11 protein-coding genes and 3 pseudogenes are annotated in these 14,946 nt (G+C 46.3%); 9 read left to right on the forward strand and 5 right to left on the reverse strand.

From position 1 onward, the window contains the following. Positions 1-958 precede the first annotated feature (958 nt). Complete coding sequence (locus FPZ49_RS25985) at positions 959-1,642, forward strand: response regulator transcription factor (protein WP_144852665.1); 684 nt, start codon at positions 959-961, stop codon at positions 1,640-1,642. Between the two features lie 402 nt (positions 1,643-2,044). On the opposite strand, the gene FPZ49_RS25990 is transcribed toward FPZ49_RS25985, so the two are convergent. Continuing rightward, positions 2,045-3,247, reverse strand: a complete 1,203-nt coding sequence (locus FPZ49_RS25990) for a threonine synthase (protein WP_144852667.1) — start codon at positions 3,245-3,247, stop codon at positions 2,045-2,047. A 782-nt stretch (positions 3,248-4,029) separates the two neighbouring features. On the opposite strand from FPZ49_RS25990, the pseudogene FPZ49_RS37625 reads away from it, so the two are divergent. Then, positions 4,030-4,080, forward strand: a pseudogene (locus FPZ49_RS37625) (hypothetical protein); the annotation flags it as partial. A gap of 46 nt (positions 4,081-4,126) precedes the next feature. On the opposite strand, the gene FPZ49_RS37025 reads toward FPZ49_RS37625, so the two are convergent. Then, the gene (locus tag FPZ49_RS37025) at positions 4,127-4,306 is read right to left on the reverse strand and encodes a hypothetical protein (protein WP_261381622.1); all 180 of its coding nucleotides are present in this window, start codon (positions 4,304-4,306) and stop codon (positions 4,127-4,129) included. Between the two features lie 144 nt (positions 4,307-4,450). Between FPZ49_RS37025 and FPZ49_RS26000 the strand changes: the two genes are divergently transcribed. Both FPZ49_RS26000 and FPZ49_RS37920 read left to right on the forward strand, forming a co-directional pair. After that, entirely contained in the window at positions 4,451-5,419 is a 969-nt protein-coding gene (locus FPZ49_RS26000) for a C40 family peptidase (protein ID WP_144852671.1), read from the forward strand. 914 nt (positions 5,420-6,333) lie between these two features. Further along, positions 6,334-7,229, forward strand: a pseudogene (locus FPZ49_RS37920) (transposase). Positions 7,230-7,304: 75 nt separating this feature from the next. Here the strand turns inward: FPZ49_RS37920 and FPZ49_RS26010 are convergent. Continuing rightward, positions 7,305-8,099: a YheC/YheD family protein gene (locus FPZ49_RS26010; protein ID WP_144852673.1), complete on the reverse strand. Its 795-nt coding sequence runs from the start codon at positions 8,097-8,099 to the stop codon at positions 7,305-7,307. A gap of 628 nt (positions 8,100-8,727) precedes the next feature. On the opposite strand from FPZ49_RS26010, the pseudogene FPZ49_RS37925 reads away from it, so the two are divergent. Further along, positions 8,728-9,355 (forward strand): annotated as a pseudogene (locus tag FPZ49_RS37925) (transposase). 434 nt (positions 9,356-9,789) lie between these two features. On the opposite strand, the gene FPZ49_RS26020 reads toward FPZ49_RS37925, so the two are convergent. Both FPZ49_RS26020 and FPZ49_RS37040 read right to left on the reverse strand, forming a co-directional pair. Next, positions 9,790-10,380 (reverse strand): C40 family peptidase, encoded by a 591-nt coding sequence (locus FPZ49_RS26020; RefSeq protein WP_261381624.1) that lies wholly within the window; start codon positions 10,378-10,380, stop codon positions 9,790-9,792. Positions 10,381-10,632: 252 nt separating this feature from the next. Further along, on the reverse strand, positions 10,633-10,746 hold the full coding sequence (locus FPZ49_RS37040; protein ID WP_261381625.1) for a phosphatase PAP2 family protein: 114 nt from the start codon (positions 10,744-10,746) through the stop codon (positions 10,633-10,635). Here FPZ49_RS37040 and FPZ49_RS37045 point away from each other — a divergent pair. The 4 genes from FPZ49_RS37045 to FPZ49_RS26040 all read left to right on the forward strand — a co-directional run bounded on the left by FPZ49_RS37045 (position 10,715) and on the right by FPZ49_RS26040 (position 14,485). Next, positions 10,715-10,933, forward strand: coding sequence for a hypothetical protein (locus FPZ49_RS37045; RefSeq protein ID WP_261381631.1), 219 nt, complete (start codon positions 10,715-10,717; stop codon positions 10,931-10,933). The two genes, FPZ49_RS37040 and FPZ49_RS37045, sit on opposite strands and share 32 nt — an antisense overlap. A 1,075-nt stretch (positions 10,934-12,008) precedes the next feature. After that, positions 12,009-12,293, forward strand: coding sequence for a hypothetical protein (locus FPZ49_RS26030; RefSeq protein WP_144852675.1), 285 nt, complete (start codon positions 12,009-12,011; stop codon positions 12,291-12,293). Positions 12,294-12,422: 129 nt separating this feature from the next. Next, positions 12,423-13,121: a response regulator transcription factor gene (locus FPZ49_RS26035; protein ID WP_144852677.1), complete on the forward strand. Its 699-nt coding sequence runs from the start codon at positions 12,423-12,425 to the stop codon at positions 13,119-13,121. Continuing rightward, positions 13,118-14,485, forward strand: coding sequence for a sensor histidine kinase (locus FPZ49_RS26040; protein WP_144852679.1), 1,368 nt, complete (start codon positions 13,118-13,120; stop codon positions 14,483-14,485). The genes FPZ49_RS26035 and FPZ49_RS26040 overlap by 4 nt, the downstream gene beginning before the upstream one ends. Positions 14,486-14,946 lie beyond the last annotated feature (461 nt).

A 14,946-nucleotide genomic window follows, 5' to 3' on the forward strand; every position in this document is an offset into this window, starting at 1 on the left:
ATCACTACCACACCTAGAGAAGTTGTCCCTAAATATTAGACGAACTTCAAATGCCGAGTACATAAAGAAGACGTCATCCAGTGGGGGTGATGTCTTCTTTATGTACTCCCAGCATGGCGTCGTCTATACGTGAGGAAGATCACGACAAAAATTTTGTAGTATATCGTACAGGCGTTGGAATTATTTTGGGTTTGACTATGTATGGGCTCTGATGATCGTTATGGTTTTAGTGATGGTTGTATATTTCAAGAAAAAAAAGTGGATTTAAACATTTAGACAATAGGGTGTTGCTTAGAGTGACAGTAACTGACCAGATATTATTATAAATAAGTTTTTGAGATGTCCTCGTTAGGTGAGGCTCCTTTACGAACACACACCACTGCCCGGAAACATCGATAGATTCCAATATCGTTTGGCGGCAGCTGGAGATTTATTATTTATTTCGGCATCTTCCTATTCGTCTGGTGCCATCATGGATCCGTGAAGACTTTTCGTTCAATAAAGTTCGTTCCCAATTGCGCATTATGCGACTAAGAAATGGTTCACAGAACTAATGTTCTCCCTATTTTGAGCCTTGAAAAAAAGGAATCAAATCCAGATACAACTAGAAGAAAACACCGCCGCGGCATCGTTTGAAAAATAAATATTGCGTAAAAATTACATTCGTACATTGAAGTTAAGCTCGTTTAAGGTGAATTGCTGTTCTCACGGCTACATTTTCTTACTCTATGGTAATCTTGCGAGCCAAGAAGTCTTGATGTCCCGGCATGAAAAAAGAGGTAGGACGCATTATATTGTATTGGAGTGACGACATAGATAATAATTGGCATGTTCAACATGGACATTCGCGAAGCCTCTTTTCGCGCTACGGTTTTAAGGTAATTTCAATAATTAATCCGTATACTGAATACAAGTTGTTAAGTATACCAGGCATTACATTCAAACGGAGGTAGGTCATATGAAGGTATTGGTCGTCGAAGATGATCTTTCTCTGCTGAGTGCGATCCAAGAAATCTTTCAGAACGAGGCATTTGTAGCCGATGTTGCATCTACTGGGGATGAGGGATACATTAAAGCGGAGCAATCCACCTATGATCTTATTATCCTCGATGTCATGCTTCCTGGAATGGATGGACTAGAAATCGTAAGAAGACTGAGAAAAAACAAAATCTCGACCCCCATCATTTTAGTGACAGCCAAAGACAGCGTAGAAGATTGCGTAAAGGGCTTGGACGCGGGTGCGGATGATTATGTCATTAAGCCTTTTGCTGTCAGTATACTTCTCGCAAGAGCCCGAGGCGCCCTCAGAAAGTACGGAACGTTGGTCCATAAAGGAAAACTGTCCTGCGGGTTGCTCCGTTTAGATCCTTCACTGCGGGATGCCATGGCGGGAGAGAAATCTTTAGAGCTGTCAGCCAAAGAATATGACCTGCTCGAGTTTTTCGTATGCAATCAGGAACAAATCTTAACCCGGGAGCAGATTTCCGACCAAATTTGGGGATTTGATTCGGATTTCGCCTCTTCGGCCGTCGATGATTACGTCCATCATTTACGAAAGAAATTAGAGCTGTATGGCGTAGACGAATATTTGAGAACGATCCGAGGGGTAGGCTATTTATTCAAGGAGGAGCTCAATATTTAGCAAAATTAGATTGAGGTTGCTACTCTTGTATGCCAGCGTGCTCATTCTAATTTTGCTTGCGATAGGCCCTATTGATATACAGATGCAGTTCAAACTGACTCGTGCCGATGAAGCTCTTGGGCTTATCAAGCATGTGCTAGTTGCATTATCATTCTGCGCCCGCTAACGGATAGGAGAGACAAACACGATCTCTTGATTTATGATACTGTTCACCGCGCTGTCTGTAACGGCAAGTTTTTAGGCCATCCCTTTGCGGGATGGCCCATTCTAAGTAGAACGTGTCTTATCTTAACTAACGTTTTCCGTAACATTTGCTGGCTCAGCATAGCAGTTTTGGGCATACCGGCAGAATACGGGTATCCCTCGAATAGAATCGATTCTGGTTTCATTTCCGGAATGGCTCTAATTTCTCTTCCAATGGACAAAATTGGCATAGGTCCGGATTACCGGCACCGTCGGTTTAGGCTGTAAGGATTCATATTTTATAGCGTGAGAAGTATTGAACAGCACGACACTGTCATCCGTGCCTATCCAGCCTTCCTCGATAAGCCTCATCAAACCGGCCCATGTAGCCGCCCCCTCAGGCGATGCCGAGATCCCTTGCTTTCCGAGGGCCTGCTGCGCTTTCATTATCTCTCCTTGCGTTACGGCCACGGCAGTTCCCTTCGTCTGTTTCAGAAGCTCAGCAATAATCCCACAATCCGGCGGCTCAGGCACGCGAAGTCCGGTAGGCAGCGTATCACTGGACGAACCGCCTGCGCCGAATCCCTGCACCGCATCGACAATCGGTTGACAGCCCGCTTCCTGTACGCTCACCAGCCGGGGCAGTTCGCCATGTACCCAGCCCAGCTCTTTCAGTTCGCGGAATGCCTTCCACAGCCCGATAATCCCTGAGCCGCCGCCGGTCGGATAAACGATGACATCCGGCAGTTGCCATTCCAGTTGCTCCGCCATCTCTAGCCCCATCGTTTTTTTTCCTTCCACCCGTCCGGGCTCCCTCATCGTGCCGGTGTTAAACCAGCCCTCCGTTGCCTTCCCTTCTTCAACGATCCGACCGGCATCATGGATGAAACCGTCCACTAGGTATACGTGTGCCCCATAATTGAGACATTCTTGGATTATCAGTTCCGGACAGTCCTGAGGAACGAACACATAGGCCTCCATACCTGCCCTTGCACAATAAGCGGCAAGCGCAGAAGCGGCGTTGCCATTGGAAGGAACCGCCGCTTTCGCAATTCCTCTTTCGTGCAGCAATGAGACAGCACTGGAGAAGCCTCTGGATTTAAAGCTGCCCGTCGGATTTTGCTCCTCCCGTTTTACGTATAGCCGCTTCAAAGGTAGCTGCGCTTCCGCCCGCGTCATTCGAATTAGGGGCGTCCAGCCCTCACCGAGCGATACAACCGCGTTTTCTCGCTGAACCGGCAGCAGTTCTATATATCGCCACATCGAGGAGGCTCGGTCCGCCAGCGCTTCTTTAGTTAGGGTCCGCTTTGCGAGCTCCAGATCGTACTCCACCGCTAATAAGCCTCCGCATGCGCACCTAGAAACTAGTCCCATCGGCTGTGTCTGCGCACACTTCATACATGTTAACCAACATTTGATCATGATGCACCTCCACTTTTTATGACAGACTGTTTGTCAGCAAAGAACCGTTCTGAGAAGGTAGGAAACGTCAATATCACGATACAAAAGCGAAGACGATTCCGGAACGGCTGCCACCTAGAATGAGACAGTTCTCATCCTGTTATTCTGGTGACGGTAGGCATGAAGTCCCCAAAGAATGGAAGGAATCATCTTTTGATATTTACGAGGTAGAGCTTGAGCGCCAACGGAGCACGAGCCATACGAAGAAGGGCATTTGATTCGTTCGGACTTAATAAAAACTAAGCATTACGTTCCTTGTGGGGATGGAAGCGATTTTTATCGCTCTGACCTTAGGTTTGAGTTCAAATGTCGACCCAGTCAATGCTCATGCAATAAACATTATGGCTGTTCTTGTTGTTCTGGCTGCCGGTTTGATTTTACGCAATCCGCTTGCCACAGTACCAGAGTATACCATGAGGTTCATCGCTAGCGTGACTTGGGCCGGCCACTACTTAGTGCGTTCATCATCTGGGCTGGAATGGTAGTATCTCAGCTTCGACGTAAAACGAGTAAAACGACGGATGTAACGGAATTTTGTCCTCCCCAAGCGAAACGGTCAGCTGAGAACAGCCGACCGTTTTTTAGGCTAGGCGCAATTTTGGCGATCATCGTGTTGTACTGGAGAAGATATTTAACTCTCTTCTTAGAATTGGAAAACGGAGGCACACGGGGCAATATGAACACGGCTAAAACTTGGGCACATCATTGTGGCCTGTCTGCCTGCTATGGTCATGGGACTGGCCATGCATAAAATAATTAAGACCTACTTATTTTCTCCCTATACCGTCTTGGTCAGTCTCGTAATCGGAGGGATCTTCATGATCATGGCTGAGCGAAGAGTCAAAACAATAACAGCGGAAACGGTCGCGGACGTTGTCTCCGAAATTCGCCCTCAGCTTCATCCACTAATTCATACCTTAGCTGCAGAAAAAAGTACTCGACTTGGTCGAGAAATTCCGCCTGAAGCACTTCCGCGCGACGCAAAATGAGAATGTCCTGCTTCGTATTGATGATTCTCAATCTACACACCTCCTGAAATGAAAATGACCCCTCGAAATGGGGTCTTGATGTGTTGGAACACTTTCATTAATTTTGAGTCTTTAAGTTCCATTCCCCAACCTCACAGAATATAAAGAAGTATCCAGATTCTCAGGTGGGATTAAAATGATTGCGTTACAAAAACTTCAAATGAGTATCATACTGTTTCAGAAGGACTTCTTTGAAAATAAGCGAAAAATTTTCAAAAATAAAATCCTTATACTCAAAGGGGGCATCCGGTACCTAGCTTTGGCCGATGTGCTGGAGATTCTGGAGTATGATTTAAAAGGGAGAAATGCGAAGTTCCTTTTTGCTACAGATGGATCTGAATTTTTATCGCTTCCACGTACAGGAGGAATAGCACGAAGGGAGGGAGTTAACTTCCGCATAGATCCTATAATAAACCATCAAGGAAAATTTTACGTGAGTTTACGATCCATCAACAGGCTCTTTAACGTAGATTTATCTGTAGACATGGTGAAAAGACAAGTTTTTATTCGCCAACCTGGGCTAATCTTCATTACCTTTAGAGGAGATACTATACGTAGCTTAACCAATTTGTTAAATACAACAGCCAAGCGATTACTTGCTGTTAATAAAAATTTAATAGAACCAATTCCAGCAGGTACACGTATTCTTATTCCAACAGTGCAACCCAATTCTCCGACGTTAGAAAATAGAAATAAAACCGTGAAAATCAAACAGACAGAAAAAGCACCGAACATAATTTCTCTTGGCAGGAATTTGATAGGAACGCCTTATCGCTTCGGTGCAGGGCCCTACCCAAGGTCAAGGAGATTTGACTGCTCTTCATATTTACAATACATTTTTGGGAAAAACGGTATCGCATTACCAAGAACCGCTAGAGCTCAATCAAGGAGGGGAAGTAGGATCGGGCAAAGGGATATTGAACCCGGTGATTTAATTTTCTTCCGTAGACCTCGTTATTCCGATAACCGGGTTGGTCATTGTGGAGTCGATATCGGAAACGGTCATATGCTGAATACGTATCAATCCCCTCCGGGTGTTACGATAACCAGATGGAAAGACCCTTACTGGTTAAACAGGTACATTACAGCTCGGGAGGTTTTGTAGGCTAGCAAAATCAGCAATTGAGAATACAGTGCTACCCAAAAGAGGCCATCCCGCAAAAGGATGGCCTTAAAACTTGCCGTTACAGACAGCGCGGATCACAAATAGTGGTAAAGCGGTAAATGGGAATGAATTTTTAACTAGGATACGAATTTGTAAATTAAATTAGCAGTGCAAGGAAATAAACCCCAGTGGAAGCTTAAGGCGCGAGGATTCTCGGTCGCCGTTTCGCTCCTGAAATAGCGCGGTATAGACAAAGTGGCATCAATGCTAATAGCAAGGCGATTGGCCGCTTACGCTGCTCGAGCAGGGATGGAGGCTTTTGTATTTGTTCCGAAGGACTGCACGAAGCTGATTTTGGCCGAGAGTGTTCATTACGTGCTAGAATTTATTCAGTAAATGGATGGACTCATCCACGATGTCGGAACATTGCGTGAGCCCTGAAGAGCGAAGGCAAGAAAACGATGGGATCGAACTTTGCGGAGCTACTTGGATGGAAAATGCCGAGTGTCAGTATTTACCCGATTGGGGGAGGATCTGGCATTATCGGCCTGTGGCGGGCCTCTTCCAAAAGACGAACTGGCCAATTTAGGAATGACCTCATCCTTCGAAGGGACGGCATCTTGGGCGAGCTTCTACGACTTTGCGAAGGAAGCTACTCCTTATGAGACGGTTGTCTGGTTCAATACCTCGCATGAAACTAAATATGGGACTTTCGCCTTCTGCTGTGCAGTTCCAGTCATAAACTAGCTACGAGGATTCAAGCGCCACCACCCCAAAGGAACCGTCGAACGACCAATAAAGAGGGTGTTCCAAAAGCCCTCAAACTGGCTGGGATGCCTTCTCTTTAATTTAATACAACAAAAAGAAACCGTTCCTTGGTAAAATGGAGGTACTTTACTAAGGAGACGGTTTCTTTGTACATTCAATATACCATGGATCAACTTTGCCTGCCAATGGATTTAGAAGAAGGCATTCCTCAGAATCACATCGTTCGTGTTGTTAACGCCGGCGTCAAACGTCTCGACGATGCCATCTTCGACGCAGCCTATCCAGGAGGTGGACGAGACAGCTATCACCCCAAAATGCTAACCAAAGTCATCATCTATGCCTACACCCAGCGGATTTATTCCTCCCGACAGATTGCCAAAGCTGTTCGCGAAAACATCATGTTCATGTGGATCGCGGGAAGGCAACGACCGGATTTCCGCACCATTAATAGGTTCCGCTCGGAGCGGATGAAAACAGTACTGGAGACTGTGTTTACCTCAGTTCTTCAATTTTTGGCAGAAGAGAACTACGACTATTTGGAGCAAAACAAAGTCGAGGCCATTGTGAAATACAGTAACTACCATCGCGAAAAAAGTAAGGCATGGCAAAAGGACATTAGTAAAATTGACAACTGGAACTATGACGCTTGAGTTGAGTAAGGAGAAAACGGACAGTGGCTACAAAATTGAATACCGTCATTACCGAAGTGCCGGATCTGAAGATTGTCCGCTAAAATCGCAATGCACGAAGGCACCGGGTGATCGCGAAGTCAAGGTCAGCCTGAAGTACTTACGGATAAAGAACCAGGCAAGACAAAGACTCCGAAGTGAAACAGGTTATGCGCTGGCAGTCCGGCGTATGATCGAGCCGGAGCCCGTGTTTGGCGATATAAAAAACAACCGAGGCTTTAAAAGGTTTCTGCTTCGAGGCTTACCCAAAGTAAGTCGGAGAGGTTGGATGGCTTTCGCTTGCCCACAATATGCTCAAGAAAGCAGCGGTGGACTCAAAAAAGCAAGGAGCTAAGCGAGAACATGCCGCTTAGCTCCTTACTTATTCAACTGTTTTCCTTGTTTGTCGCTAAGATTGTCTAATTAGTTTGAGACAGCCTCTTTGTTGATTAAATGATCCGTTTATGTTTACGTCGGTATGACGAGTACAGCCGACCGATGCGTCGAAAGAAGGTTTTGTCGTTCAGCTTATTAAACAATCCATGTGAGGGGTTGTGTAGATTGACCTCGATTACCCACACTCTACCCTTTCTGTCAACAGCCAAATCTAGTCCACACTGGAAAGAAAAGAATGGATATTGCTCGGAAGCTTGCATAATATTACGGCTTAACTGGATAAGCTCTTTCTTGATATTTCTCACCTGCTGCGTCGAGCAATGAAGTGACCGTCTAATGGCATGCTCAACCGTTGTCACGTAACCTCCACCCCGACGTACATTGGAAACAACGCTTCCCGGGCCTGTTACTTTGACAACCATTCCCGCGTAATTCCACTTTCGCTCTCCATCACGCATCATCATGACTCGGATGTCGAAGTCGCGCCCGTTCAGCTTCGACAGATCTATCGCTTTCTGTACGATAAAGGATCGCTGTGGGTACATATTGTGAATGCGCCGATAAAGATCATGAGCAGAGGTGGCATGCCGGATCTCACCCCGGACAATTACAAACTTGTAACCATTATCCGCCTTCCACGCTTTAATGATCCCTTTCCCGGTGTGGACTGTACTGGCCTTAATATAAACGACTTTATATAGCCTGAGGAACCTGTCGAGTGTTTCTGGGGTCAACAATGCAGTTGGCGGTAAATACCGGGCGATGCGCGGATACTTCAAATAAAAACGATGCAGTTTCCACTTGGCCAAACGGGCTAGCTTCTGCTGAACAGTTTCCATCGGATTCATTCCTTTGCAAGTAATCTCCCACTAGGATATCGCAAAATCCGGCAAAGAGACACGGCTTTTGCCGGATTTTGCGATATATTACCCTAAATAACGAAGCGATTCTTTTTAACCGGGTTGTATGGACGCGCCCAGGGTAGGATCCAACGCAAAAAGAACTGGTGCTGGTAATTTAAGTAGTATACAAGTAGACAAGAAAAAAGGTTACGATAAGATTTTTTCTATTGGCTGGATAATCAAAGTAAGTATAAGGGTTTTCACAGGAGCAGGTATTCTGACACAATCAGATCTGAAATGTTGGCGTCGTCGTTATGGGGTGGGACCCGCCTGTGGTAACTTAATTCGTTTGTGAGGGACCATACTAGCTTTCTCATTAATTTCTCATCTGAATATCCCGATGTACTGGGCTCTTGTCTAGACAACCGTATTTTTAAACCATAACATGGTATAGTCGAACTCATGATTTTACTCCCTCGGTAATTATAGAGGGAGCTTTTTTTGTAATCGAGCATTTTGCATTAACCTGAGCCCTTACCACGCAAGGGTTTTTGAACATAAAAATGGGACTTCACCCCGACTTGGAGAAGTTTTCAAGTGACCAAACCAGAAAACCCAAGGGAGGGAAGTCACTTTGTACATTCTCCAAGAAAGCCTATTTTCCTTTAACGAACTTCAAAAACTTGAATCTAAAGAACGGTTGCCTATCTTCTTTAGCGTCCTTGACTTACGACCTTATGCTAAAGAATTGAGAAGCCCTTCACCCCGAGGCGCCGATGACATTGCAGACAAGGAATTCTTCGTGCACTGCTCGCCGCACCGCTTGAAAACATCGATACCTTTACCGGTCTGCATCGCCGTTTGGATATGGATTTTCGATTCCGTTATCAATGCGGACTGCGGCTGGATCGGGAAGCTCCCTCGGTAGCGACATTAAGTCGCGTTTTCGCCGAGTTGACAATAAGGGATTAGCTAAGCGCCTGTTCGTTGACCTCTTCAAACTATCGAATGGTTGTTAAAATCGTTACGTCAACCGATTTACGCCGCTATTCGAGCCCGCATCGGGACACGAAACCTTGGAAGGAGCTCTACAATGAAAGAACGAGTGTAGAACGATGCAACTCCCGGATGAAAACGTACTTGACCGCTGACGCCATGCACATCTGGGGAATCCAGAAAGCAACCACTCACCTCTGAACGCGATTGTGCTGTTGGTTTCTGCATTAGCAATGGCTCGTCAGACAAGCAAAGTCGCAGCTTAAATTTGAGATTGAACAAAAAATTCTGCAGGTCTGCCCATTTTTGAATCTAAGTCGCCCGAGTAGAAAATTTATCCCTGACTGATCACTGATTCTGCTGCCACATTTTCAATTATGGATTTATGCAAAATGCTCAATCAAAATGCACGAAAAATACCAGTGAATATCAAGATGGCGTACAATCTTCTGGGATCATACGCCATTCGTTTCACTACGTGAAATCAAGAGATATTATAAAAGAACTCGAAAAACATTTCTGCAACGTGGCCTGCGGTAGACATATAATGTGACACATCATATAAAAAGCCCTAAATCTAACCGTTTTCACTGAATAGAGGTTTTTAAACAGTAAACACAAGCACTATATACGAGCTGTACTGGTTGGGTTAATAGAAATAAGATCCAGAGCGAATGATTTCCGCTCTGGCTCCCGATGGTTACACGCGCCGTCCTGTGATGTAATGACTTGTCCAATAAGAGCTGTTGAAGTTAGAGATTACCACGCCTTGGTGAGGCAGGTTGTTAATAAACTGTCCGTTGCCGATGTAGATTCCGACGTGATTAATTTGACCCGGGGTGCTAACGCTGAACATGACCAAGTCGCCCGGCTGCAGCTGATTTCGCGGCACATATGTGCCTACATGCGCTTGCGCCTTCGAGCCCCACGGAATAGGCTTGCCATTCAGTTGAAATACATACTGCGTGTAAGAGGAACAATCAAAAATCAGGTGGCTTTGGTCCCGAACGCCAAACACGTACCGCACTTTTCCCTGCAACGATTTAGCGGTATTCACGATCCCATTGCTGCTTACGCTGCTCGATGCCGGAGCGGAGAACGCTCTCTGCGTAGTGGTCGGAGTGTAAGTCGCGGCTACCCTTGTATTCGCTGTGTACCCATTTCCTTCATCTTGCTGCCCTTGCTGCTGAGAAGAGGCAAAGGCTGCAGTGGACATTCCCGCGAACATCGTTGTAGCTAAGCTCAAGGTTACAGCAGATTTACCAAGGCGGTTGTTCTTCATAAATTTCATGACTCAGTTCCTCCTTAAGGATCGTAGTAGTAGGCGCTTAGCCTGATAGCAGTTTAGCACAAGCCGCGTCTCCTACTATTTTCCTATCAGGGCACGGTCCCTTGGGAATCCTATTACGATTAGGCTTTATTAGAATTACATTAGAGTATCATGAGCGAATTCCCTTGACAGGTAATAATTGCGATTTATGACCGGTTAACGTCCGGGGGTACTTTCTCCTGATATCGCTTTGATAGAACGATATGGAAATGGCTAGCCAACAACCGCTGCTAAGAACCCGCCCAGAACATCGCTCGGATAGTGCACCCCGAGATAGACCCGGCTGATCCCTATCATGAGAATTATCGAGGAGCTGCATAGAATCAAAATGCTGCCGCCGATAGAAGTGGGTACGTGCCGCCAAACCAGAAAAGCAAATATTCCCTATAAGCTAAAAGCCGCCATGGAATGTCCGCTGGGGAAACTGAATCAGTTTGCATTGACGATTCTATGCAATGTGGGGACGCTCGTTAAAGCCGTAGATTCAAATCCTTGGACCAATGAAATGAGCTGATTATCAAACCTGTTTATTTGATGATCCGAGATGAGAACCGCAATGTTGCCAAAACCTATTGCACACAAACCGCTAATGATCAATGCCAGGGTAAGTTGCCGCTATAAGGAATTCCACTTTTCTCCTCTGACCCATTCGTTAACGATCTTAAATGGAGCTAATTTTTAATAAGATGAGAAAGTTTTCATCTGCTGCAACTGCCATATACCCGTAGGCTTTATTCCGCTTCTGAATATCCTGTAGCATCAAAGATGTGTCCGGGGGAAGGAGTGGAATATCGTTATGAAACCTACTGCCGGCACATTACTGGATCATGGGTTATATAAGAAAGTTCGGTAAACAGACGGGCTACGAGAATATAGACTGCTACGATCAAGCGGCGAAGGAGCTTGGCTTGTAGTCGTTCTACATGTCTCTGCGGCACGTAGGCAACACCTCGGTCCATGGGTTTATTCCACGTCGTAAAGGGTACAGGCTAGTCATACAGGCTAGTCAGGCGCCGAATTCCTAAAGTCGTTCAAGCTGGCGGCTACCTCCATCCTCTTTAATCGCATCATTCGATTCGGGAAGGATACAATTCATCAGTTGCTAATGAAAATCGTTCCTTGCGACTTACTTGCTTGCAACGCTAGCTTATTCGAAAGCAAATTTGAAACAAGCGATGCTATGATGTATTGTTTGTAAAGCCGGTTAGCGGGAGCGTAGGAAAAGGCATCATTAAGTTATCAAGAGAAAGCGACGCTCTTTGGGGATCCACAGGAAAAAAGGGGCGCCTACTTATAAGTCGCGGCGAAGCACATTGGCCTACCTGGAACGATTCGTTGGACAGAAGAGGTACCTTATCCAAGAAGATTCCGCAAGCGCAATAGAGCACAGATGCATCAAACGTTCTATCAAGCATACGAAACCCCTCTTCGATACGCCAAGCATTTATTGAAGACAACGGTGACTAAGAAACCCTGAGCGAAAACTCAGCCATTTCTCATGAAACTCTCAGCTGAATCACAGGGTATTCCTATTTATTTAGGCTAAGCTAAGTGGGTAAGGATACCCAGCTTAGGAGGAATGATGGAACATGAAGAAATGGCTAGTCATGGGCATGGCGGTTCTGGTGCTTGGAGGAGCGACGGGGATCGCTTACGCAACTTCGTCTAAGTCGGGATCGCCGGCAGTGTCTTCGATAAGCGCAACGCAGAAGCAAGAAAGTGTAACGGCTGAGAACGAAAACGATGGAGAAGTACCGGATTCCATCGAGCAAGCCAACGCTCCTCAGCCGACCGCTGCTCTGAACGAAGCTCAAGCAGGCAAGAGCGATAGCAGCTCGAGCCAAGACAACGATCAAGAAACGAATGACGACTAAGTATCGAAATTAAACGGTGGCCTTCCTCAGCAACTGCGGGAGGCTTTTTCTCATTGCGAATTCATATAAATCTCATCTGATTTGGCTATAATCGAAGAGACGAGGCTGAACGAGAAGGGATGAAGCGATATGGAGCGAATTCTCATCATAGAAGACGAGGACAAGATCGCCCGGCTGCTGGAGATGGAGCTTGGTTACGAAGGATATACCGTCGACTGCGCCCTAACGGGCAGGGAGGGATTGAGAAAGGCGGCCTCCGGTCAATGGGACGTCATTCTGCTCGACATTATGCTGCCGGAGTTAAGCGGATTAGAGGTGCTTAGACGCTTGCGGCAGACGGACGAATTTACGCCTATCATCTTACTGACGGCTCGCGGCTCTACGCCGGATAAGGTAAGCGGGCTGAACCTCGGCGCCAACGATTATATGACCAAACCCTTTGAGATCGAGGAGGTACTGGCAAGAATTAGGGCATGCATCCGCACCCGAAAATCGAATCAGCAAGCGGCAGCGGGAAGCCATCCACTGCTCTTGTTAGATGATTTGACCATAAACACAAGGTCGAGAGAAGTCGTTCGGGGCGGAGTGCCCGTTGAGCTCACACCGAAGGAATTCGCACTGCTCCTATACCTAGTGGAAAACCGAAATCAGGTTCTCAGCCGAGAACAGATCATTAACGAAGTATGGGGATACGATTTCGTCGGTGATACGAATGTAGTGGATGTTTATATTCGCTATATCCGCAAAAAAGTGGATTATCCGTTCCCAAAGCAGCTTATCCATACGTTCCGCGGGGTTGGCTATTGCATCAAGGAGAGCGAAGCATGAGCATCAAATATAAAATCGCATGGCTGACCACCCTGTGGCTGACAGGGATTTTGCTCGTTGTTAATGTCACCATTTATATCGCTTTTTTGGAGATTACGACCGACAATGAACGGGATTACTTGACGACCCGGGCAGAAACGCTGTTGCAAAAAGTACCGTTTGCAAATGCCGTGGAGGGAAAGGACATAGATATTGTACAAAGCTTTCTCCCGGATTACGGACTCATTCGATGGATAGACCCGATGGGCCAAATTGTGCGTCAGGTTCAAACGGACGACCAAGTAACCCAAATTAAATCCAAGTTTGTCCAGAGTGCCCAAACAGAGTTGTATCAACTTGAAGGGCAGAAGGTGTTAGCGGCTCGAATACCGACATTTGTAGAAGGACAAACTGTAGGAACACTGGAAATTTTAGAGAAGATGGACTCCCTCACCGAGAATATAAGCATTCTCATTTCGATCCTCACGCTGACAACGTTCGGCGCTGTAGGTATGAGTATTCTCGGAGGATTCTGGATGTCCAAATGGATTTTGCGACCGATTTCAGGCATGGCTAAAACAATGGAGCATATTGAGAAGAGTCTTGTTTTCCGGAAAATTCCCATTCGCGAAGGCGGACATGACGAATTACATGCACTGGCATCGACCTTTAACCGGATGATGGATCGTATTCAGGAAAGCTTTGTTCGGCAGCAGCAATTTGTATCCGACGCCTCCCATGAGATGAAGACGCCGCTAACGATTATAGAAGGTTATGCAAGAATGCTGCAGCGATGGGGCTTACAGGATGAGACCAAAGGTAGAGAGGCGATAGTGAACATATATACTGAAGCCGTTAGAATGAAAGGACTTACGCAACAATTATTAGACCTGGCGTCCATGAAGCAAGAGGAGAAATTGATGCTCGAGCAGGTAGAGCTGGTGTCCTTGTGTAAGAACACGGCGGAATTGATGCAAGTCGCCTATCATCGACCGGTAGTTGTGCAAACTTCGGCCACGCCCATCTTTCTTCGTGCCGATACGTCCAGAATAAAACAACTGCTTATGATCTTGCTCGATAATGCGTTAAAATACAGCAAGGAGGAGGTTTTCATCCAGCTAGCGCGAATTGAATCGACTGACTGTAAGGACAGTGGGGTTGAATTAAGGGTTAAGGACCGCGGAGTCGGCATTCCTAGTGAAGAATTGGCGCGCGTTTTTGAACGATTTTACCGGGTGGATCCTTCTCGACACCGTAAGACAGGGGGCGCTGGGCTTGGCCTGTCCATAGCGAAAGAGATTGTTGCGCTTCACGGAGGCTCCATTAGGATTGAAAGCGAGCAGCAGGCGGGCTCAGAAGTCATCGTACAGCTCCCCGCGCATTAACGGCTTCCGTGGGAAGAACGGAGCAATTGCGCGATACTTCTCCCTCCACGGAGATGACAGGATTCAAACCTGCGATCTCTTGGTCCCGATAATGATGTCTTAGGCTCCTGCAGCAAGTAGGAGGGACATCCCATGAGTCAGATAGTTATTATTTTCAGCTACATAGGCCAAATCTACGCAAAAAGTCCGAGGAGCACCCGACTCGGCCGCGTTTTATAGCTACCGAGCCTGGAAACAGGTATAGGTTTCTTAGTAGGGATTAGTGTGATTTATTGGTGTTCAGGCAGCATTATCAGTAGTAAATCGGCTGTAACTTTATTGAGCCGGTTGTACCTCGTCCATAATTTATATGACGGCGACTGACCGATCTAATTTTTAAGTTTTCGTGCATGTTTTTATCCCGAGTACTACGATGAAGATGCCGAATCATTTTATATAAGCAGCAAGGAAGGACGTGATCG

The organism is Paenibacillus cremeus, from assembly GCF_007786445.1.
Classification (GTDB): domain Bacteria; phylum Bacillota; class Bacilli; order Paenibacillales; family NBRC-103111; genus Paenibacillus_G; species Paenibacillus_G cremeus.